Source organism: Citrobacter sp. Cpo126 (genome assembly GCF_030332445.1).
Taxonomy (GTDB): Bacteria; Pseudomonadota; Gammaproteobacteria; order Enterobacterales; family Enterobacteriaceae; genus Citrobacter; species Citrobacter portucalensis.
This window is the reverse complement of record NZ_JAOWHT010000027.1, coordinates 149,515-170,446: the sequence shown is the minus strand read 5'-3', so window position 1 is coordinate 170,446 and position 20,932 is coordinate 149,515. Positions and strand designations below refer to the sequence as shown.

Below are 20,932 nucleotides of genomic sequence, written 5' to 3'. Positions count from 1 at the left end.
CTTATTCTTCGCGAATGCCGGAAAGTTCTGCACGGGAGATAACCAGAAGGGCGCGCTCGATAACCGGGCTGTCGACCATTTTGCCGTTCAGGGAAACTACGCCACGACCTTCGCGAGCAGCGGCTTCAGCGGCTTCCACAACCAGACGGGCGTGAGCCAGTTCTTTGCGCGTTGGGGCGTACAGGTTGTGCAGGAGTTCGATCTGGCGCGGGTTGATGAGCGATTTGCCGTCAAAACCCAGTTGCTTGATATGTGCGGCTTCGTGCAGGAAACCCGCTTCGTTGTTGGCATCGGAATACACGGTGTCGAACGCCTGAATACCGGCAGAACGTGCAGCCTGCAAAATAGAGCAGCGGGCAAACAGCAGTTCAGTACCTTCCGGTGAGCGCTCAGTGCGCAGGTTACGTACATAGTCTTCCGCACCCAGGGCAATACCGATCAGACGTTCGGAAGCATGGGCAATTTCTACCGCGCGGGTAATGCCTAACGGCGATTCGATGGCGGCTAACAGACCGGTGCTGCCTGGCTCACGGCCACAGGCGTTTTCGATACGCAGAATTTCGCTTTCGATGTCGATGACATCCTGCGCGGTATCGGTCTTCGGTAAACGTACGATGTCAGCACCGCCACGTACCACGGCTTCAAGGTCGTTGATACCCCATTCGGAGTCGAGGGCGTTTACACGCACGATGGTTTCAACGTCGTGATACAGCGGATGCTGCAGCGCGTGGTACACCATGCGGCGAGCGGTATCTTTTTCACGCAACGCGACGGAGTCTTCCAGGTCGAACATCAGTGCATCTGCCGGGTAGATGAACGAGTTGCTGACCATGGCGGCATTGGCGCCCGGTACGAACAACATGCTGCGGCGAGTACGAGTTTTACGTTGTTGCAAAGATTCGGAAATCACTGGCAATCCTCCCATGGCAGTGCCGGAATACCGCCAGCGCGGGCCAGTAGTGCTTCCAGTCGCGCACGTAAAATGCAGTCCAGTGCGCCTTTATCATCAACATTCAATTGCACGCCGCGTACGTTGTAGCGGGACAGAACGTCCAGAATGGTGGCCCGGATGGCATCACCGAACTGCTTTTCGACGCTACTGTTAACCTGCAGGTCAATATCCTGCGAATCGAGTGGGGCGATGCGAATCATCACATCACCGGACTCGAGTGTGCCTGCGACGGCTGCCTGGTTTATTTTCATTTTTCACCTGTTGCTAATGCGGGGGTATTTTGGCGGACTGCCGCACCCGATGAGGCTCGCTCAACCATGCTTTGCAGATACTGCAGCGTGGCGTCAGGGACCAGGGATGCGATAGCCGTGAGATCTTTTTTAACCAGCAGCTTGCGCACCCAGGAGGCGGAAATCGGCATCTCCTGGAAGCACAGCCGCTCAATTTCCACCAGTTCAATCGGCGGGGCGGGAAGCGTTGGGGTCTCCAGCCAGTAACGCATGTCGTTGTTATACTGGGAGGTGACGGTGCAATACGGCTCAGTACCGACGAAGCGGTGCGTGACGCCGAGAGCCGGAGCCAGATACTGGCGGAAGATTTTCAGGTCTATTTCGGTGTAGCAGTGGTTAATAACGCTCTGTTCTTTGATGAAGTAACACGGGAACGTGGCGCGGGAAATGATGTACTCCGAACCGCGATGCACGGTTAAACGTGGAATGTCTTTTGTTCCTTTAAGCACCAGATCCAGGCGGTCTTCATACGGAAAACGTGAGGTATCTTCTTTCACCAAAAACAGATGCAGCCAGTCACATTGCGCGGCCGCCTGTTGGATCAGAAAACGGTGTCCGTTGGTGAAGGGGTTGGCGTTCATGACGATACAGCCAATTTTTTTCCCATCATGACGCTGTTTTGCCAGTGATTCGGCGTAGCGTTTCAGACGTGTGGTGCTGTTTTCCATCAATACCATAATGCCGGGAACGCTGGTGAGCGTAGAAAAACCGCACTGTTTAAACAGCGATTCGTACTCGGTTTTGGTATAGATGAAGAGGTGCGTACAATGGCGTTCATAGGCAAGGTTGATTAACTCAGTCGCCAGCGTCAGCGCTAAACCCTCGCCGCGGACAGATTCACAGATTGCGACACACTTAATAATATTCCCAGCGATACCACCGCAGGCAATCAGACGGTCGTCACGGGTGACGGTGATAAATACTTCGACGGTCGTATCTACGCTCAAATCATTCTCTTTCAGAAATTGCGCGATAGCCGCCATCTTTTTATTTTCTGAGCGTTTAACTTGCGTGAATATATTATTACCGAACATAGTGAATAGAGCCCCGATGCTATATTTGTTACTGGGTTTCTGTTTTTGTTGCTCTGTTTAGCAACCTGATAACGTTTTGTTTGCAATTGAAGGGAATGGTTTTTTATTACGGAGTATTTCTTTTTTTCCCTGCTGCATACATCGTAAGGGGTATTTTGGAGGTAATTTTTGATTTATTTCACAATAAGTTAGAAGGTTTTAATGTGTTTTATGGTTTTAAGTTTTTTAATTAATTTAACCCTAAAATAAGGTGTGGTTTTAATTTGTTTAATTGATTTAAGGTGGGGAATCTGCAACGATCTTGTTTTATACCATAACGTGTAAATAGAACATTTTAATTACAACTACAATGAGAAATTAGTTTTAGTTAACGTCGGTGAGGAAAAATGTGATGGCAGAACAGAAAAATAAAACACGGTTTCCTTTTTTCCGCAGTCTGGCGTTTCCTTTACGTATCTTTCTGCTCATTCTGGTCGTTTCTGTTTTTATCATCGCCGCCCTGGCACAATACTTCACCGCCAGCTTTGAAGATTATCTGGCAACGCATGTCCGCGATATGGCAATGAATCAGGCCAAAATCATCGCCTCTAACGACAGTATCATCACGGCGGTTAAGCATCGTGATTACAAGCGGTTGGCGACGATTGCCGACAAACTGCAGAGCGGAACTGACTTCGACTATGTGGTTATCGGGGATACCAACTCCATTCGTCTATATCATCCGAACCCGGAAAAGATTGGCTATCCGATGCAGTTCACCAAACCCGGTGCGCTGGAAAAAGGCGAGAGCTACTTTATTACCGGTAAAGGGTCTATCGGGATGGCAATGCGCGCTAAAACGCCCATCTTTGATGACGATGGCAAAATCATTGGCGTAGTCTCAATTGGTTATCTGATCAGCAAAATCGATAGCTGGCGATCGGACTTCTTACTTCCGATGGCCGGCGTGTTTATCCTCCTGTTGCTGGTACTTATGCTGCTCTCCTGGTTTTTCGCTGCCCATATTCGTCGGCAGATGTTGGGTATGGAACCGAAACAAATTGCGCGTGTGGTACGTCAGCAGGAAGCGTTGTTCAGTTCGGTATATGAAGGATTGATTGCCGTGGATCCTGATGGATATATCACCGCAATAAACCGCAGTGCGAGGAAAATGCTGGGGCTGTCTTCACCTGGGAGAAAGTGGCTTGGAAAACCGGTGAGTGAGGTGGTTCAGCCAGCGGACTTTTTCACCCAACAGATTGCGGAAAAACGACAGGACGCGATGGTCAACTTTAATGGACTGAGCGTTATCGCCAACCGTGAGGCGATTCGCTCCGGTGACGAACTGCTTGGGGCAATCATCAGTTTTCGTAGTAAAGATGAAATTGCTACTCTTAATGCGCAGTTAACGCAAATCAAACAGTATGTAGAGAGCCTGAGGACGCTGCGTCATGAGCACCTGAACTGGATGTCGACCATCAATGGTCTGCTGCAAATGAAAGAGTATGACAAGGTTCTGGCCATGGTGCAGGGAGAATCCCAGGCGCAACAGCAACTGATTGACAGCCTGCGCGGCGCGTTTGCCGATCGTCAGGTAGCCGGTCTGTTGTTTGGCAAGGTGCAGCGCGCGCGGGAACTGGGTCTCACCATGACTATTGTTCCGGGCAGCCAACTGCATCAACTCCCCGAGGGGCTGGATAGCACAGAGTTTGCAGCAATTGTTGGCAATCTGCTTGATAATGCATTTGAAGCGAGCTTGCGCACCCAGCAAGGCAACAAGGTCGTCGAACTCTATTTGAGCGATGAAGGGGATGACGTGATCATCGAAGTTGCCGATCAGGGATGCGGTGTGCCGGAAGCATTGCGTGAAAAAATATTTGAACAGGGTGTGAGCACCCGTACCGATGAACCAGGTGAACATGGCATCGGTTTGTATCTTATTGCTAGTTATGTGAGGCGCTGTGACGGGGTGATTACGCTCGAAGATAACTCCCCCTGCGGCACCTTATTTTCTTTATTTCTTCCGAAAGTGAAAAAAAACAATGACGGAACCATTAACGCTATTGATCGTTGAGGATGAAACGCTACTGGCGGAAATGCATGCTGAATATATCCGCCATATACCCGGCTTCAGCCAGATTTGGCTGGCGGGTAATCTTGCGCAGGCGAGGATGATGATTGAGCGTTTTAAGCCCGGTTTGATTCTGCTCGATAACTACTTGCCGGACGGCAAGGGAATTACCTTATTGCATGAGCTAACCCAGGCGCGTTATCCGGGCGGTGTGGTGTTTACCACGGCGGCCAGCGACATGGAAACAGTCTCCGAAGCTGTGCGCAGCGGCGCGTTTGATTACCTGGTCAAACCCATTGCCTACGAGCGACTGGGGCAGACCCTGACGCGTTATCAACAGCGTCGACGCATGTTGGCGGGTAATGATAGCGCCAGTCAAAAGCAGATAGATGAGATGTTTAATGCCTACGCGCGGGGCGAGCCGAAAGGGGATTTACCGACTGGGATTGATGCCTTAACGCTGAATGCAGTGCTGAAATTATTCGCCGATCCGACGGTACACCATACAGCAGAAACGATCGCCCAGGCGCTCACCATCAGCCGAACGACTTCCAGACGCTACCTGGAGTACTGTGCCAGCCGTCATTTGATTATTGCGGAGATTATTCACGGTAAGGTGGGTAGGCCGCAGCGTATCTATCACGGCGGCTAAATGCTGATTTCTGACGTAGGCCGGATAAGATGCTTTAGCATCGACATCCGGCAACGTTGCAGTCGAAATGCCGGATGCGGCGTGAATGCCTCATCCGGCCTACATTTCTCTGAGTATCAGCCGCCAACGACGGCTGAAGAAGAACCTGGTACCATCACTTCAGTTGCGATAATCACAACCAACAGCCCAACCAGAACTGGAACCGAAGTACGTTTCACCACTTCGAACGGAGAAATCTTCGCCATACCTGCAACAGCAACCACCACGCCGGAGACCGGGGAGATTGTGCGTCCAAGGTTTGACGCCTGCAGCATCGGGATAACAAGGTAAGCTGGGTTAATGCCGGAGGAATGCGCCAGCTTAGGGATCATCTCAACGAAGGCATAGAACGGAGCGTTACCGGAACCCGTAGTCATTGCCGCCAGCATAGTCAGGATCACCAGCACCATCATCAGAATAATGCTCGCCGAACCAAACGAGGTGGCGATAGAAATCAGACTCTGAATAAAGCCGATTGTGCTCAGGCCCTGAGCAAAAACACCCGCAGCGACTAACAACATCACCACGTTAGCAAAGGCATCCGCCATGCCACGGTAAGCGACTTCCAGACCAGAGAAAACCTTTTGGGTGTTGAACCCACGTACGAACTCCAGAATAGCCGCGATGAGCATGCACAGAACCAGAATCGTAATGATATGCAGCTGTGGACCCCATTTACCATCAAAAATCAGGACGCCAACAATCGGAGTAAACGGCAGAATGGCGTAAAATGACGGAGCAGTCGTGGTGATTTCAGCCACATCTAACATTTCATGAGAAATGTTCTCTTTTTTATCCAGAAAACGCTGCCAGAAAAAGTGGGCAATCGCCATAGCAATGATGGCGGCAATGGAAATTGGCAGCGTGGTTTTAAAGGCGAAATCGATCAGCGGCATTTCCGCAGCTTTTGCCGCCAGCACCACATCACCGGATGTTGGTGAAAGAATAATTGCAGCAGGGGAGGCACAAATGGCCGCTGCGGCGCCACGGCTGATCCCAACGTTAACCATGACCGGGAACAGTGTTGCCATCAGCAATACGCCCAGACCGGTTGCTGACGAAACCGCCAGTGACATCAGGCAGGCGACAAAATAGGCGGCAATCATTAGCAGATAAGGAGAGTTGATGTATTGCAGAGGCTTGGAGGCCAGCTTAACGACCATATCGTTCGCGCCAATGTGGGTCATATAAGCGGCAAAACCACACAGCATCATGATCATCATGCCGAGATCGCCACCACGGCTCATCAGCAAAATTTTAATATATTCAACAATGTCTGTTGCCGTATAGCCCGTTGATGCCGCGCTGGACGGCAAAACTTTATGCCCCATCAGCGCACTGATAATCAGCAAAACCAGACCACCAACAAACAGTACGCCTGTCGCGGAATAACCTTTAATGATGTAGCGCGCTACACCCACAATAACCACAACCCCAATAAGGAGTTCAATAAATGTCAACATCGTTTCCCCTGTCGCATTGCTGCCCAGAAAGTAAAAAAACTAAAAAAAGTAAAAAGTGGTGACAGAATGTGCCTAATAAACCGATAACTCTTGCTGATTAAAATCAATAAAAATACGGATTCAAGCGATGGTTAAGCCGTTTTTTCAGCATCGCGGTTTAAAAAAGAATCTCACAATAAGAAACTGTGAAGCGCAGCGCTGATGTGTGTGTTTTGTGGCAATGATGAATGTTAATTGTTAATTTATTGTGATGATATTTAACTTTTTTCGCAGGAAAGAACAATTTATTGGCAATAAAGAGAAAATAGTTCCTATTAGATGGCTCAATAAACTCATGGATAATTATCTTAAAAATTATAGGCTGAGGATTATTCTGATTTTTTAGCTGCGCATTTTTGTTAAGCTAACATTAAGGTTGGGTTTGCTACAATTAATAATAAATCCCAGGATGGTAATTAAGTTGTGATTGTCGCTAAACGATATTTTCTCATTTTTTCATTTCTTTTTATTCAGTTAGCTTTCATTCCCCAGGGCGCTGCTGAAGATAAAGGCTGGTTCGCTACTTTTAAAGACAACGTCAGTGAAACCTGGCAGCAGCCAGAACATTATGATCTGTACGTGCCGGCTATTACCTGGCATGCTCGTTTTGCTTATGATAAAGAAAAAACGGATCGCTACAATGAACGCCCATGGGGGGCGGGCTTTGGTCAATCCCGTTGGGATGATAAAGGTAACTGGCACGGGCTTTATATAATGGCCTTTAAGGATTCCTACAATAAATGGGAACCTATTGGTGGTTATGGCTGGGAAAAAACCTGGCGACCGCTGGCAGATGAAAATTTCCATACCGGACTTGGTTTTACCGCCGGTTTTACCGCGCGCGATAACTGGAACTACATTCCGGTTCCCGTGCTGTTACCGCTGGCATCGATAGGGTATGGTCCGGCAACGTTCCAGATGACCTACATTCCGGGAACGTACAACAACGGTAACGTCTACTTTGCATGGATGCGTTTCCAGTTTTGATGGACTACCTGTATTGTTAGGTGGATTATTAAAAAGTCTTTTAAAAACAGTGCGATATTAACTTTAACTGAAAAATAACGCGACATTTATCACTTTTTGATAAAGTTCGACTGGACAAAGTCCACCACAATTGTTGTACTGATACCCGACACAGCATTTGTGTCTATTTTTCATGTAAAGGTAATTTTGATGTCTAAGATTAAAGGTAACGTTAAGTGGTTTAATGAGTCCAAAGGATTCGGTTTCATTACTCCGGAAGATGGCAGCAAAGACGTGTTCGTACACTTCTCTGCAATCCAGACCAATGGTTTTAAAACTCTGGCTGAAGGTCAGCGTGTAGAGTTCGAAATCACTAACGGTGCCAAAGGCCCTTCTGCTGCAAACGTAATCGCTCTGTAAGCATACGACAGCAAGCATTCAAAACCCGCTTAATTGCGGGTTTTTTTTCGCTTCAGTGCGCGGGAGAGGCCGAAACCAGCCAGAATGCCAGGGCGGTCATCGCAAATGATCCCAACAGATTAACCAGTACATTCACCATAGCCCAACCAAAGCGTCCTTCCTGTAGCAAAAACACCACCTCAGCTGAGAAAGTGGAAAACGTTGTTAGTCCCCCGCAAAAGCCAGTGGTAATCAGTACCTTCCACATTGGATCAATGTTAGTCATGCGATTAAACCACGCCAGACCCATACCAATGATAAATGCGCCAAGTAAGTTTGCAGCCAGCGTACCGAATGGGATGGCCTGATGTAGCGGGTTAAACCTCATGCTCAACATCCATCTTGCTACACTACCTGTACCACCACCGATAAAAACCGCTAAAAGGAGTTGTAACACTGCATAATCCTGCTATTTGATTGTATATAGGATGAGTGTAACGCTGAATAATCGTGGTTGGCGAGCCTAACAATGTTTTCTGGAGGGAATATGTTCGTTGCAGCAGGGCAATTTGCCGTGGGACCTTCATGGGAAAAAAATGCAGAAACCTGCGTCTTATTGATGTCACAGGCTGCAGGAGAGGGGGCGTCGCTGCTGGTATTACCGGAGGCGCTTCTGGCCCGTGACGATCTGGACCCAGACCTGTCAGTGAAATCAGCTCAACTGCTGGAGGGCGGATTTTTGACGCGCTTGCTGCGAGAAAGCGCGCAAAACGAGATGACGACAATCCTGACGATTCATGTTCCTTCTGTGCCAGGCCGGGCGTTTAACATGCTGGTGGCGCTACGGGCAGGTCAGGTCGTGGCCCATTACGCTAAATTACATCTCTATGATGCCTTTTCGATTCAGGAGTCACGAAATGTGGATGCAGGGGACGCCATAGCGCCGCTGCTGGACGTAGACGGGTTAAAAGTAGGGTTAATGACCTGTTATGATCTGCGCTTTCCTGAGTTGGCGCTGGCGCACGCATTGCAGGGAGCGGAAATTCTTGTCTTACCCGCAGCCTGGGTTCGGGGATCGCTTAAAGAACATCACTGGGCTACGCTTTTGGCGGCAAGAGCGTTAGATGCGACGTGTTACTTGATTGCGGCGGGAGAGTGCGGTAACAAGAATATCGGCCAAAGCAGGGTCATCGACCCCTTTGGTGTGACCATTGCTGCTGCGGCAGAAACGCCCACGCTAATTATGGCCGAGGTTTCCGCCGAGCGGGTGAGGCAGGTTAGGGCACAACTCCCGGTGTTAAGTAACCGACGCTTTGCGCCACCGCAATTATTATGACGTTTTTTTAAACAAGGCTTGATTCACCTTGTTACAGATTGCTATTGTGTGCGCGCGTCGAAAGGCCGTTAATATTCTCAGGTTAATATGGCGCTTTATGCAGCCTGGTTTAAGTCAAGAAGGTATCTATGGGTGAGATTAGTATTACCAAACTGCTGGTGGTTGCCGCACTGGTTGTTCTGCTGTTTGGTACCAAGAAGTTACGTACACTGGGTGGAGACCTGGGAACGGCAATCAAGGGCTTCAAGAAAGCAATGAACGACGATAATGCCGATGCTAAGAAAGATGCTGATGGTAGCGTTCAGGCTGAGAAGCTTTCTCATAAAGAGTAATGTCAGGAGCATGATGCTCATACTGCATACTCTGCATGAAAAAAAACCGGCAATTTGCCGGTTTTTTTATTGCTGATATGTAAGTGAGTATTACACGATTACTTCACTTCCAGCCCTTTGGCCTGCATGTCAGCATGGTAAGAAGAGCGAACGAATGGACCGCAGGCTGCATGGGTAAAGCCCATTGCCATAGCTTCGGCTTTCATCTCATCGAACTCATCCGGGCTCACATAGCGTTGAACCGGCAGGTGATGGCGGCTTGGCTGTAAATACTGCCCCAGCGTCAACATAGTTACACCATGACTGCGCAGGTCACGCATGACCTCAATGATTTCCGCATTGGTTTCGCCCAGACCGACCATCAGACCTGATTTAGTCGGAATCTCCGGGTGCGCTTCCTTGAAACGTTCCAGAAGCTTCAGTGACCAGTTGTAGTCAGCCCCGGGGCGTACATTGCGATAAATACGTGGTACGTTTTCGAGGTTGTGGTTAAACACATCCGGCGGGGTGGCCGTGAGGATATCCAGCGCACGATCCATACGACCACGGAAGTCAGGCACCAGCGTTTCGATTTTAATCGACGGGCTTTTCTCACGAATAGCGGTGATGCAGTCAGCAAAGTGCTGAGCACCGCCGTCACGCAGATCGTCGCGGTCAACGGAGGTAATGACGACATAGCGCAGCGCCATGTCAGCAATCGTCTGAGCAAGTTTTAACGGCTCGTTAGCATCAGGAGCAACCGGACGGCCATGGGCAACGTCACAGAATGGGCAACGGCGGGTACAGATTGCGCCGAGGATCATAAAGGTTGCAGTTCCGTGATTGAAACATTCAGCCAGGTTAGGGCAGGAAGCTTCTTCGCAGACAGAGTGCAGGCCATTTTTGCGCATTGCCGCTTTGATGCCCTGGATGCGAGTGGAGTCCGCTGGCAGTTTTATTTTCATCCATTCCGGTTTACGCAGCAGGGCTTCACGCTCTGTTGCCACATTTTTTACCGGGATAAGAGCCATCTTATCGGCATCGCGGTATTTAACACCGCGTTCCATCACAATGGGTTTACTCATAGCTTGCGTGTTCCAGTTGCGAATTACGAAGGAAAGCGTTTCAATTCAAGGGAATGTTGCATTTATCAACTATTTTTGAATTAGTGATACGCAGTATATCATTGAAACGGGCCAGAAAGCAGCCTGACAGGCTGGCAAAATGTAAAATAGTTGTTGTTTTGTGCCATTTGCCACAACATATGCCGTGGCAAAGTATGCGCGTATTTTCAGTCCGCGATGTACTCGTGCGGTGGGTTACCCAACAGCGCCAGAATGTTGGCCAGCAGCCTTGGGCGAATGCTCTCGGTAGTGGCGGTGCTATCCCACTGCGATACCTTCGCCATTTCCATTCCGGCATAACCACAAGGATTGATACGCAGGAAAGGCGACAAGTCCATATCCACATTGAGCGCTAAGCCGTGAAATGAACAACCTTTACGAATACGTAACCCCAAAGAGCAGATTTTCTTCTCTCCAACGTATACGCCTGGCGCATCGGCTCGCGGGTGGGCGTCAATACCGATTTCCGCAAGGGTATTCACAACGGTTTGCTCCAGCAGCGTAACCAGTTCGCGAACGCCAAGTTTACGACGCTTCAGGTTCAACAGCACATACATGACCTGCTGGCCCGGCCCGTGATAAGTCACCTGACCGCCACGATCGCTCTGGATCACCGGAATATCTCCCGGCATCAGTACGTGCTCTGCTTTACCTGCCTGACCCTGGGTAAAAACAGGATAATGCTCTACCAGCCAGATTTCGTCATAACTGTTTTCATCGCGGGTATCGGTGAATTCGTGCATGGCCAGAGAAACTGGCTCGTAAGGTTGAAGACCGAGCTGGCGGACAAGAATTTTATCCTGATACAAAACGGCATCTCCGTAGATACTCACATAGAGTAGAGAATATAAAAGAGGGGAAAAAGTATATCACAGGAGGGAGGGGTTACCCGAGCGGGGATGCAGCGGGTAACCAACAGGTTTTTACAGCACCATGCGAACGATATCGATATTGCCTAATTCTTCGTACAGCGTTTCAACCTGCTCAATGTGTGTAGCAGTAATAGTGATTGAGACCGAGTGGTAGTTGCCTTTGCTGCTCGGTTTTACCGTCGGAGAGTAATCACCTGGCGCATGGCGCTGTACCACTTCAACCACCTGATCAACCAGCTCAGGCAACGCCTGCCCCATTACTTTGTAAGTAAATGGAGTAGGGAATTCAAGCAGTTCGTTAAGTTTGGTTTTCATGTCAGCTCCGGCGTTACATCAATAAATAATAACTCCCACAGCGCGTGGGAGTTATCTGGATACCTAGTATATGGGGACGTAAATCACACTTTCAAGTGTTCGATTTTTAGCCAAACCAGTGATGGAACATTAATTTAATGTAATCAATGATTTTCCCAAAGAAGTTGCCTTCAGGGATTTCCTGCAGGACTACCAGCGGGCGCTGCTCAATGGTTTTGCCATCCAGCTGGAAGTTGATGGTGCCGACAACTTGGTTTTTCTGCAGCGGTGCGTGCAGTTCTGTGGTGTTCAGCACATAGCTTGCTTTCAGATCTTTCATGCGGCCGCGCGGAATAGTCAGGTAGACATCTTTATCTACGCCTAACGATGCACGATCGGTATTACCAAACCAGGCGGGCTCTGAAGCAAACTCTTTACCGACTTTCAGTGGGTTCACGGTTTCAAAGAAACGGAAGCCCCAGGTCAGCAGTTTTTTACTTTCGGTTTCACGACCTTTATAGGTGCGGCCACCCATGACGGCGGAGATCAGACGCATCTGACCTTCGGTTGCGGATGCAACGAGGTTATAGCCAGCCTTGTCGGTATGACCGGTTTTGATACCGTCGACATTCAGGCTGTTATCCCACAGCAGGCCGTTACGGTTTAACTGACGGATGCCGTTAAAGGTGAACTCTTTTTCTTTATAGATAGAGTATTCGTTAGGCACGTCGCGAATCAGCGCCTGACCAATCATCGCCATGTCGCGAGCCGAGCTGTATTGACCGTCAGCATCGAGACCATGAACGGTCTGGAAGTGGGTGTTTTTCAGGCCCAGCGCGTTCACATAGCTGTTCATCAGACCGACGAAAGCATCCTGGCTACCGGCTGCGAAGTCCGCCATTGCCACGCACGCGTCATTCCCGGATTGCAGGTTGATACCACGGATAAGCTGAGAAACAGGAACCTGCATGCCAGGTTTCAGGAACATCAATGATGAACCTTTAAAGACCGGGTTACCTGTAGCCCAAGCGTCATTGCCGACGGTGACCAGATCGGTTTCTTTGAATTTCCCGGCTTTCATCGCCTGGCCGATGACGTAGCTGGTCATCATTTTGGTCAGACTGGCGGGATCGCGGCGAGTGTCAGCGTTCTGTTCTGCCAGAACTTTACCTGAATTGTAATCAATCAGGATATATGACTCCGCATCGATCTGCGGAACACCCGGGATCATGGTTTTAATATTCAGGTCATCGGCATGGGCAGCAGAGAGAGAAGCTGCGCAGAGAGCCGCGGTGAGCGCCATACGCTGCACGAAACGAGCGGAAAAAGTGGTCTTCATGGTCTGAACTACGACGTCCGTGATGAAATTAAAAAAAGTGCCCTACTATAGCAAATGCAAAACGGGCAGGCATCTGACTTTCCGCGTGACTTTGTTAATGTCATTTACAGAAACTGACAGTTCAGATACCCGATTTACGTTATTACACGCCGGTGATGAAGGACTGTAATTGCGCCTCGGCTTGAAGACGCTGCTGCAATGTGGAGGCTTCAGCTTTGCTGGCGAACGGCCCCATCTGGATACGCCAGACTGCGCCGTTTTGTACCACCCGACCTGGGACGCCAAATTGCTGGCTTAAACGTTTTTGATACTGCTGCGCACGCGACTGCTCGCTGACTGCGCCAACCTGAACCACGTAGCGTCCGTTGGCTACTGCCGCTGGCGCAGGTGCTGCGACGGCGGCTGGTGTTGCTGCTGGTGCGGTTGGTGTTACCGGTGCGGTGGTGGTCGGTTGCGGAGCCGGAGGCGGCTCGCTACCTTCCAGCACGCCTGCAGCGAGCGTGGTCGGCGCACCGAGGAATCCACTGCTGTTCACTGGCGCACCGGTTGTATCATCGCTTTTCAACGTGGAATTGCTGATCGGACGAATATCGCCTTGCGGCTGACCCGCATCCGATGGCGCAGGCATGCTGCCCATATTGCCACCGCCGCTTAAATCAGGACGCGCGGGCAGGGCATAGGTTTGTTTCGCTACCGTGGTACAAGCCATTCCCGGCCCGGACAATGAACCATCCTGGGCGACGATGATCGGGTCGATACGCACTTTGGTATTGTTGGAGGTATTCAGACGGTCGGCTGCTGCACGTGAAAGTGAAATCACGCGATCGTTGCCATAAGGGCCGCGATCGTTAATGCGCACGACAATCATCCTGCCATTTGCCAGGTTAGTTATTCTGGCATAGCTTGGGACTGGCAGCGTCGGATGCGCTGCGGTTAACTGCATCGGGTCGAACGCTTCACCAGACGCGGTTAAGTTGCTTCCGGGTTCCGCATCATAGATAGCGGCAAGCCCTGCCTGGCTAAAGCGGGAAGGGTCCTGGACGATTTTGTAGCTCTTACCATCACGCTGATAGTCCTGATTCGCCGTTGGGTTCAGGGGTTCAAAGCGCGGATCGGCCCCGCTGATTTCAACAATCGGACCATTACACACCGCAGGCTGCGGCGCGACAGCACCCTGTTGCTGACCATCATCACTCGAACACGCCGCGAGCATTCCTGCTGCGATGCAGATACCAAGCCACTGCTTACGCATTGCGTACCCCTTACACGCTTTTCGACAACATTTTTCTATGGGTATGGATCGACATAACAATCCCGAACCCAGCCATCAGCACGATAAGTGCCGAGCCTCCGTAACTAACCAGTGGGAGAGGAACGCCAACCACGGGCAGAATACCGCTCACCATACCAATATTTACGAAGACATAAACGAATAATATCAACATTAAACCACCCGCCATGACGCGACCAAAGGTGGTTTGCGCGTGGGCAGCGATCCATAATCCGCGCATAATCAGCAAAATGTACAGCGCCAGCAGAATTAAGATCCCTACCAGACCCAGTTCTTCCGCTAATACCGCGAAGATAAAATCTGTATGACGTTCGGGTAAAAACTCAAGCTGTGACTGCGTACCGTGTAGCCAGCCCTTACCACGTAGACCGCCGGAGCCAATAGCAATTTTAGACTGAATGATGTGATAACCCGCACCCAGCGGATCGGTTTCCGGATCGAGTAACATCATGACGCGCTGGCGTTGATAATCATGCATCAGGAAGAACCACAGTATCGGGATAAACGCCGCAACCAGGACTACCGCAACACCGATTAAACGCCAGCTCAAACCAGAAAGGAACAGAACAAACAGACCGGAAAGAGCGACCAGTATTGAAGTTCCGAGGTCTGGCTGGGCGGCCACCAGCAGGGTGGGCATAAATATCAGCACCAACGCAATGGCGGTATTTTTTAGCGATGGCGGGCAAACATCACGGTTGATGAAGCGCGCGACCATCAGCGGCACGGCAATCTTGGCGATTTCGGAGGGCTGAAAACGCACAATCCCCAAATCCAGCCAGCGCTGCGCACCTTTGGAGATAGCGCCGAAGGCATCTACTGCCACCAACAAAATGATGCAAAAGATGTAGAGATAGGGAGCCCAGCCTTCATAAACTCGGGGCGGGATTTGCGCCATCACCACCATGATGACCAGGCCCATTGCGATCTGACCGACCTTGCGCTCCATCATGCCAATATCCTGGCCGCTGGCGCTCCAGATGACCAGCGAGCTGTAAACCAGCAGCGCCAGCAAAATAAGCAACATCGTGGGATCGATGTGGATTTTGTCCCAGAATGTTTTTTTGTTCGGATTATCCGTCACGATTATTGGTCCTCCGCTGCTGCAACCGCGGGGTTTTCTGCAGGCAGATTGGTGTTATTGTCGCCCAACATAATGTGGTCAAGGATCTGGCGCATAATGGTACCCACAGCCGGGCCCGCGCCACCGTTCTCAAGAATTATGGCGACAGCAACCTGGGGCTTATCATAGGGTGCGAAGGCCGTCATCAGCTTGTGGTCACGTAAGCGCTCGGCGATCTTATGTGCGTTATAGGTTTCATTGGCTTTCAGGCCAAAGACCTGTGCAGTACCGGATTTCGCCGCAATTTTGTAAGGTGCGCCAGCGAAATATTTGTGTGCAGTACCGTTAGGACGGTTGGCTACACCGTACATGCCGTCTTTTGCGATTTCCCAATAACCGGAATGAATGTCACCAACGGGTGGTTCGTGCGGCTGGATCCACGGCACTTGCTTGCCGTTTTCTGCTGTGCTCATCAGCAGATGCGGGACTTTTACCAAACCGTCGTTGATAAGGATCATCAGCGCTTTACTCATCTGGATAGGGGTTGCCGTCCAGTAACCCTGACCGATGCCGACCGGAATGGTATCACCCTGGTACCATGGCTTTTTAAACCGTTTTTGCTTCCACTCGCGGGTTGGCATGTTTCCGGCGCGCTCTTCGGCAAGATCGATACCCGTATATTGGCCGTAGCCAAACTTGCTCATCCACTCTGAAAGGCGGTCTATCCCCATATCATAGGCGATTTGATAGAAAAACGTATCCGCCGACTCTTCCAGAGAACGGGTGATGTTCAGATGGCCGTGCCCCCATTTTTTCCAGTCGCGGTAACGTTTTTCAGAGCCCGGTAATTGCCACCAACCCGGATCGAACAGACCAGTATTGCGGGTGATGACGCCTGCACTTAATGCAGAAACCGCGACGTAAGGTTTAACCGTCGAAGCAGGAGGGTAGACACCCTGAGTCGCGCGGTTAACCAATGGGGTATTCGGGTCATTGAGCAATCCAGAGTAATCTTTGCTGGATATGCCATCCACAAACAGGTTCGGGTCGTAGCTCGGCATGGACACCAGTGCGAGAACGCCACCGGTACGCGGGTCGGTGACTACCACCGCGGCACGACTGCCCGCCAGCAGCGTTTCGATGTACTGCTGGAGTTTCAGGTCAAGGGTGAGATAGATATCGTGCCCGGCCTGCGGCGCCACTTCTTTCAGTTGGCGAATGACGCGGCCACGGTTGTTCACTTCAACTTCTTCATAACCCGTCTGGCCGTGAAGTACGTCTTCATAATAGCGTTCAATACCCAATTTACCGATGTCGTGCGTCGCCGCGTAGTTGGCCAGCTTGCCGTCTTTGTCCAGGCGGTCCACGTCTTTATCGTTGATCTTCGATACGTAGCCAATGACGTGGGTCAGCGCAGAGCCGTAGGGGTAATAGCGGCGTTTATAGCCTTTAACTTCGACGCCGGGAAAGCGATATTGATTAACGGCGAATCGGGCCACCTGCACTTCACTGAGGTTAGTTTTTACCGGAATGGAGGTGAAGCGGTGTGAACGGGCGCGCTCTTTTTTAAAGGCGGCAATGTCGTCGTCCGTCAGGTCTACGACGTTACGCAGCGCGTCGAGGGTATCCTGAACGTTGTCGACCTTTTCCGGCATCATTTCTATCTGATAAATGGTGCGGTTAAGGGCGAGCGGAATTCCGTTACGGTCATAAATGATGCCGCGACTGGGGGCGATAGGCACCAGTTTGATGCGGTTTTCGTTCGAGCGAGTCTGATAATCAGTAAAGCGAACGATTTGCAGATTATAAAGGTTGGCGATCAGCACGCCGGTGAGCAGCAAAATCCCCAAAAAAGCGACCAGCGCCCGGCGCACAAACAGCGCGGACTCAGCCGAATAGTCGCGAAAAGAATTCTGTAGTTTCATCCGCTGCTTAATCTACTCAAGAATCAATGATCACTCACGGTGATAAGGATGGTTGGTGGTGATGCTCCACGCCCTGTACAGACTCTCCGCGACCAGAACTCGAACAAGAGGGTGAGGAAGGGTTAACGCAGAGAGTGACCAGCTTTGTTCCGCTGCCGCTTTACAGGCAGGGGAGAGACCTTCCGGCCCGCCAATCAACAGACTGACGTCACGACCGTCCAGTTTCCAGCGTTCCAGTTCAGTCGCCAGCTGCGGCGTGTCCCAGGGTTTACCAGGGATATCAAGGGTGACGATGCGGTTTTTGCCTGCGGCAGCCAGCATCTGCTCACCCTCTTTGTCGAGAATGCGTTTAATATCCGCGTTCTTGCCGCGTTTTCCTGCCGGGATTTCGATCAGCTCAAAGGGCATATCTTTCGGAAACCGACGGAGATACTCCGTAAACCCGGTTTGCACCCAGTCAGGCATTTTCGTACCCACAGCGACAAGTTGCAGCTTCACGCATTAACTCCAGAGTTTTTCCAGTTCATACAGGCGACGGCTTTCTTCCTGCATCACGTGGACAATCACATCACCGAGGTCAACGACGATCCAGTCTGCAACGTTCTCGCCTTCTACGCCGAGCGGCAGCAGACCAGCAGTGCGGGACTCCTGAACAACGTGGTCTGCGATAGACATTACATGACGGCTGGACGTGCCGGTGCAGATAATCATGCAATCAGTGATGCTGGATTTGCCCTGAACGTCTAAGGCGATGATGTCTTGACCTTTCAGGTCATCAATTTTGTCGATTACAAAATCCTGAAGTGCTTTACCCTGCAAGTGTTCCCCCTGGGTGAAAAGAGTTAAAAACGTCTGTTAGTATACCTGAACCAGAGGCGATATCGGGACAAATGTCTCCGAAAGCGCTTTTGAAGTGCGCTATCATCCCACCCCACGCCGCAGAATGCATCGCCATTTTTGTAAAACAATTTCTGCAAAGCTCTGAAGGGCGGGAAAAGTCAGGTTGCGGAGAATAACAGCCTGTCATGGGGTGTCAATGGGAGAGAAGCCCTTCGGCAGAAAAAACAGGGCTTTCACTCCCCGTCGTGCCATACAGCCCGGCTGTTGAGCACTTTCAGAACCGCAAAATCGTCGCAAAAATCAATTGCGCTCCAGCAACCTTGTTCGACGCGAAAATGCCACATTGCTGCAGCCGGCATGGACAGCAGACGGGCGATCAACACGCTCAGAACACCCTGATGGCTCACCACCAGTAGGTTTTGGCACGTTTTGTAATCAGCGAGCTGAGCAATAAAGCGTTCCACGCGCAGGGAAAACGCCTGAAAACCTTCACCATTGGTTGGCGTCGCATTCTGCCAGTCGTTACACCACACGGCGTAGTTTTCGGCGTCTTCTCGCGCCAGATCGCGATGATGGCGCATTTCCCAGTCACCAAAAAACATCTCATTGAGCTCAGGCATGTTGCGCACAGGAACCTCGCGATCGCCTAAGATCAACTGCGTTGTATGGCGGGCACGTTCCAACTCGCTGCACAGAACGTTGTCGACAGGCACATTGCGTAACAGCGTACCCAGTGTTTGCGCCTGAGCGATACCCCGTTCCGTTAGCGGTGTGGGGGCGTGACCGCTGTATAAACCAGCGACATTGGCTTCAGTTTCTCCATGACGTACTAACCAGAGTCTCATTTTTTCCTCTTGAGGTTATTCGCACAAAACATGATGTTTGCCCTGATTGCGCAGAGATTTTTCACTAAAATACCTTTTTTTGCGTGGAGCGGCACGATGTCTTTATTGAAGAGCGCGCATGGTGGCAATACCCGAGAAGCCGCCGAACTGTTGGGCATCTCGCCTGAACAATTGTTGGATTTTAGCGCGAATATTAATCCGCTGGGTATGCCGGCAAGTTTAAAACGCGCGATCGTCGACAACCTGGACTGCGCGGAGCGTTACCCGGATGTTGATTACGCTAAATTGCATGCGGCGCTGGCGGAGCATCATCAGATTCCTGCCTCATGGATACTTGCCGGAAACGGCGAGACTGAGTCGATTTTCACTTTGGTGCAAGGACTTAAACCACGTCATGCGATGATCGTGACGCCCGGGTTTGCTGAATATCGTCGGGCGCTGCAATGGGGAGACTGTACGATCCATGAGTTTGCGCTGCGCGAAGACGATGGCTGGCAGCTTACCGATGCAATCCTCGATACGTTAACCTCAGAGCTGGACTGCCTGTTTCTCTGTACGCCCAACAATCCCACTGGCTTGCTGCCCGATAACCGCCTGCTGCGCGAAATAGCCGCGCGTTGTGAGTTGCTTGGGATCAATCTGATCCTTGATGAAGCGTTTATCGATTTTATTGCCGGGGAGCAGGGGTTTATTCCGCTGCTTCGGGATAACCCGCATATTTGGGTGCTGCGCTCGCTAACCAAGTTCTATGCGATACCGGGGCTGCGGTTAGGGTATCTGGTCAACAGTAATGAACAGGCTGTTGCACAGATGCGCCGTCGACAAATGCCGTGGTCAATTAACGCATTTGCTGCACTGGCAGGCGAGATTATTTTACACGACAGCGCATATCAGCAGGCAACATGGAAGTGGCTGGAGCAAGAGGGCGCGAGGTTTGATCGGCAGTTGAAAGAACTGCCCGGCCTGACGGTGTATCCTGGCAGGGCAAATTATCGCTTATTGCGCTGCGATCGGGCGGATTTTGATCTGCAACGCGCAATGCTGAAACAACATGTCTTGATTCGCAGTTGTGCTAATTATCCGGGGCTGGATGCGCGCTATTATCGGGTAGCCGTTCGCAGCCAGGAAGAGAATAACCGCCTGTTGGCGGCTCTACGCAAGGTGCTTAGCGGTACAACCCCTGCTGATTGATATAGTCAAGCACTGCAGCTGGCATCAGGTCGTCGCACGGCTCGCCTTTTTCCAGACGCTCACGGATGAGCGTGGCGGAGATGTTAAACCACGGCGTTTCAGCCAGATAAATTTTCCCGCAAGGCAAGTTGTGCAGGTCATCTGGCGAATGGGTCAGATGATCCTCCAGCCACTGCTGGTGCTTTTCCTGCGCCATTTCGAGCGGATAGCCCGGACGTCGGCAGACAATGAGGTGGGTGTTACCCAGAATCGTGTCGTAGTCATGCCAGGACGGAAAGGTAAGCAGTGAGTCCTGGCCAATAATAAACGCTAATGGCACGTCCGGTCCTTGCTCCTCGCGCCACTCTTTGAGCGTTTGCGCGGTGTAGGAGGCGGTATCGCGTTTCAGTTCGCGTTCATCAAGGGAGAACAGCGGCTTATCGGCAATGGCCAGTTCAACCATGCGTTGACGTTGTTCGCCGGACGCTTCGGGTTGCGCACGATGCGGCGGCACATTATTGGGCATGATAATAACCCGGGAAAGGCCAATCAGATTCGCCAGAATTTCAACCGGTTTAAGATGACCATAATGCACCGGATCAAAGGTGCCACCGAACAGAGCCTGCAATGATTTCATA

Annotated in this window: 23 protein-coding genes; 7 read left to right on the top strand and 16 right to left on the bottom strand. The window is 50.9% G+C overall.

Translation table 11 applies throughout. From position 1 onward, the window contains the following. Position 1: 1 nt before the first annotated feature. Genes OGY17_RS05875 through citC form a run of 3 tightly spaced genes read right to left on the bottom strand, consistent with a single transcriptional unit; the run spans position 2 to position 2,276 of the window. Positions 2–910, bottom strand: a complete 909-nt coding sequence (locus OGY17_RS05875; protein WP_003831275.1) for an aldolase/citrate lyase family protein — start codon at positions 908–910, stop codon at positions 2–4. Further along, positions 907–1,203, bottom strand: coding sequence for a citrate lyase acyl carrier protein (citD, locus tag OGY17_RS05870; RefSeq protein WP_003831276.1), 297 nt, complete (start codon positions 1,201–1,203; stop codon positions 907–909). The genes OGY17_RS05875 and citD overlap by 4 nt, the downstream gene beginning before the upstream one ends. Next, on the bottom strand, positions 1,200–2,276 hold the full coding sequence (gene citC / locus OGY17_RS05865) for a [citrate (pro-3S)-lyase] ligase (RefSeq protein ID WP_003831277.1): 1,077 nt from the start codon (positions 2,274–2,276) through the stop codon (positions 1,200–1,202). The genes citD and citC overlap by 4 nt, the downstream gene beginning before the upstream one ends. A gap of 391 nt (positions 2,277–2,667) precedes the next feature. Here citC and dpiB point away from each other — a divergent pair, with 391 nt between their 5' ends. Both dpiB and dpiA read left to right on the top strand, forming a co-directional pair. Beyond that, complete coding sequence (gene dpiB, locus OGY17_RS05860) at positions 2,668–4,329, top strand: sensor histidine kinase DpiB (RefSeq protein WP_008784080.1); 1,662 nt, start codon at positions 2,668–2,670, stop codon at positions 4,327–4,329. Continuing rightward, positions 4,298–4,978 (top strand): two-component response regulator DpiA, encoded by a 681-nt coding sequence (dpiA, locus tag OGY17_RS05855; RefSeq protein ID WP_003831279.1) that lies wholly within the window; start codon positions 4,298–4,300, stop codon positions 4,976–4,978. The genes dpiB and dpiA overlap by 32 nt, the downstream gene beginning before the upstream one ends. A 116-nt stretch (positions 4,979–5,094) precedes the next feature. Here dpiA and dcuC read toward each other — a convergent pair whose 3' ends face one another. After that, a complete protein-coding gene (gene dcuC, locus OGY17_RS05850; protein WP_003022136.1) occupies positions 5,095–6,480 on the bottom strand; it encodes an anaerobic C4-dicarboxylate transporter DcuC in 1,386 nt (461 codons plus the stop codon). A gap of 462 nt (positions 6,481–6,942) precedes the next feature. Between dcuC and pagP the strand changes: the two genes are divergently transcribed. Next, a complete protein-coding gene (pagP, locus tag OGY17_RS05845) occupies positions 6,943–7,506 on the top strand; it encodes a lipid IV(A) palmitoyltransferase PagP (protein ID WP_003831280.1) in 564 nt (187 codons plus the stop codon). A 189-nt stretch (positions 7,507–7,695) separates the two neighbouring features. Beyond that, positions 7,696–7,905: a transcription antiterminator/RNA stability regulator CspE gene (cspE, locus tag OGY17_RS05840; RefSeq protein ID WP_000034825.1), complete on the top strand. Its 210-nt coding sequence runs from the start codon at positions 7,696–7,698 to the stop codon at positions 7,903–7,905. A gap of 52 nt (positions 7,906–7,957) precedes the next feature. Here cspE and crcB read toward each other — a convergent pair whose 3' ends face one another. After that, on the bottom strand, positions 7,958–8,341 hold the full coding sequence (gene crcB, locus OGY17_RS05835) for a fluoride efflux transporter CrcB (RefSeq protein WP_003831281.1): 384 nt from the start codon (positions 8,339–8,341) through the stop codon (positions 7,958–7,960). A 90-nt stretch (positions 8,342–8,431) separates the two neighbouring features. Between crcB and OGY17_RS05830 the strand changes: the two genes are divergently transcribed. Together OGY17_RS05830 and tatE are read left to right on the top strand one after the other, a co-directional pair. Next, entirely contained in the window at positions 8,432–9,220 is a 789-nt protein-coding gene (locus OGY17_RS05830; RefSeq protein WP_126955860.1) for a deaminated glutathione amidase, read from the top strand. 128 nt (positions 9,221–9,348) lie between these two features. After that, on the top strand, positions 9,349–9,552 hold the full coding sequence (tatE, locus tag OGY17_RS05825) for a twin-arginine translocase subunit TatE (protein ID WP_003022699.1): 204 nt from the start codon (positions 9,349–9,351) through the stop codon (positions 9,550–9,552). A gap of 98 nt (positions 9,553–9,650) precedes the next feature. Here tatE and lipA read toward each other — a convergent pair whose 3' ends face one another. The 10 genes from lipA to OGY17_RS05775 all read right to left on the bottom strand — a co-directional run bounded on the left by lipA (position 9,651) and on the right by OGY17_RS05775 (position 19,124). Further along, complete coding sequence (gene lipA / locus OGY17_RS05820) at positions 9,651–10,616, bottom strand: lipoyl synthase (RefSeq protein WP_003022702.1); 966 nt, start codon at positions 10,614–10,616, stop codon at positions 9,651–9,653. Between the two features lie 206 nt (positions 10,617–10,822). Continuing rightward, positions 10,823–11,464, bottom strand: a complete 642-nt coding sequence (lipB, locus tag OGY17_RS05815) for a lipoyl(octanoyl) transferase LipB (RefSeq protein WP_003831286.1) — start codon at positions 11,462–11,464, stop codon at positions 10,823–10,825. Between the two features lie 114 nt (positions 11,465–11,578). Further along, on the bottom strand, positions 11,579–11,842 hold the full coding sequence (gene ybeD, locus OGY17_RS05810) for a DUF493 family protein YbeD (RefSeq protein ID WP_003022706.1): 264 nt from the start codon (positions 11,840–11,842) through the stop codon (positions 11,579–11,581). A 106-nt stretch (positions 11,843–11,948) separates the two neighbouring features. After that, positions 11,949–13,160 carry a D-alanyl-D-alanine carboxypeptidase DacA gene (gene dacA / locus OGY17_RS05805; protein WP_003022711.1) on the bottom strand — a complete coding sequence of 404 codons (1,212 nt, stop codon included), beginning with the start codon at positions 13,158–13,160 and terminating at the stop codon, positions 11,949–11,951. A gap of 142 nt (positions 13,161–13,302) precedes the next feature. Next, positions 13,303–14,412, bottom strand: coding sequence for an endolytic peptidoglycan transglycosylase RlpA (gene rlpA / locus OGY17_RS05800; RefSeq protein ID WP_128316850.1), 1,110 nt, complete (start codon positions 14,410–14,412; stop codon positions 13,303–13,305). A gap of 10 nt (positions 14,413–14,422) precedes the next feature. After that, the gene (mrdB, locus tag OGY17_RS05795; protein WP_003022718.1) at positions 14,423–15,535 is read right to left on the bottom strand and encodes a peptidoglycan glycosyltransferase MrdB; all 1,113 of its coding nucleotides are present in this window, start codon (positions 15,533–15,535) and stop codon (positions 14,423–14,425) included. A gap of 2 nt (positions 15,536–15,537) precedes the next feature. Next, positions 15,538–17,439, bottom strand: coding sequence for a peptidoglycan DD-transpeptidase MrdA (mrdA, locus tag OGY17_RS05790; RefSeq protein WP_003831292.1), 1,902 nt, complete (start codon positions 17,437–17,439; stop codon positions 15,538–15,540). 30 nt (positions 17,440–17,469) lie between these two features. Beyond that, positions 17,470–17,937: a 23S rRNA (pseudouridine(1915)-N(3))-methyltransferase RlmH gene (gene rlmH / locus OGY17_RS05785; RefSeq protein ID WP_003022725.1), complete on the bottom strand. Its 468-nt coding sequence runs from the start codon at positions 17,935–17,937 to the stop codon at positions 17,470–17,472. Positions 17,938–17,940: 3 nt separating this feature from the next. Next, positions 17,941–18,258: a ribosome silencing factor gene (rsfS, locus tag OGY17_RS05780; RefSeq protein ID WP_003022728.1), complete on the bottom strand. Its 318-nt coding sequence runs from the start codon at positions 18,256–18,258 to the stop codon at positions 17,941–17,943. Between the two features lie 254 nt (positions 18,259–18,512). Beyond that, positions 18,513–19,124, bottom strand: coding sequence for an adenosylcobalamin/alpha-ribazole phosphatase (locus tag OGY17_RS05775; RefSeq protein WP_286588022.1), 612 nt, complete (start codon positions 19,122–19,124; stop codon positions 18,513–18,515). Between the two features lie 96 nt (positions 19,125–19,220). Here OGY17_RS05775 and cobD point away from each other — a divergent pair, with 96 nt between their 5' ends. Continuing rightward, positions 19,221–20,315 carry a threonine-phosphate decarboxylase CobD gene (gene cobD, locus OGY17_RS05770; protein ID WP_286606607.1) on the top strand — a complete coding sequence of 365 codons (1,095 nt, stop codon included), beginning with the start codon at positions 19,221–19,223 and terminating at the stop codon, positions 20,313–20,315. Here cobD and nadD read toward each other — a convergent pair. After that, complete coding sequence (gene nadD, locus OGY17_RS05765; RefSeq protein WP_100247219.1) at positions 20,290–20,931, bottom strand: nicotinate-nucleotide adenylyltransferase; 642 nt, start codon at positions 20,929–20,931, stop codon at positions 20,290–20,292. The genes cobD and nadD overlap by 26 nt on opposite strands. Between the last annotated feature and the right edge of the window lies 1 nt (position 20,932).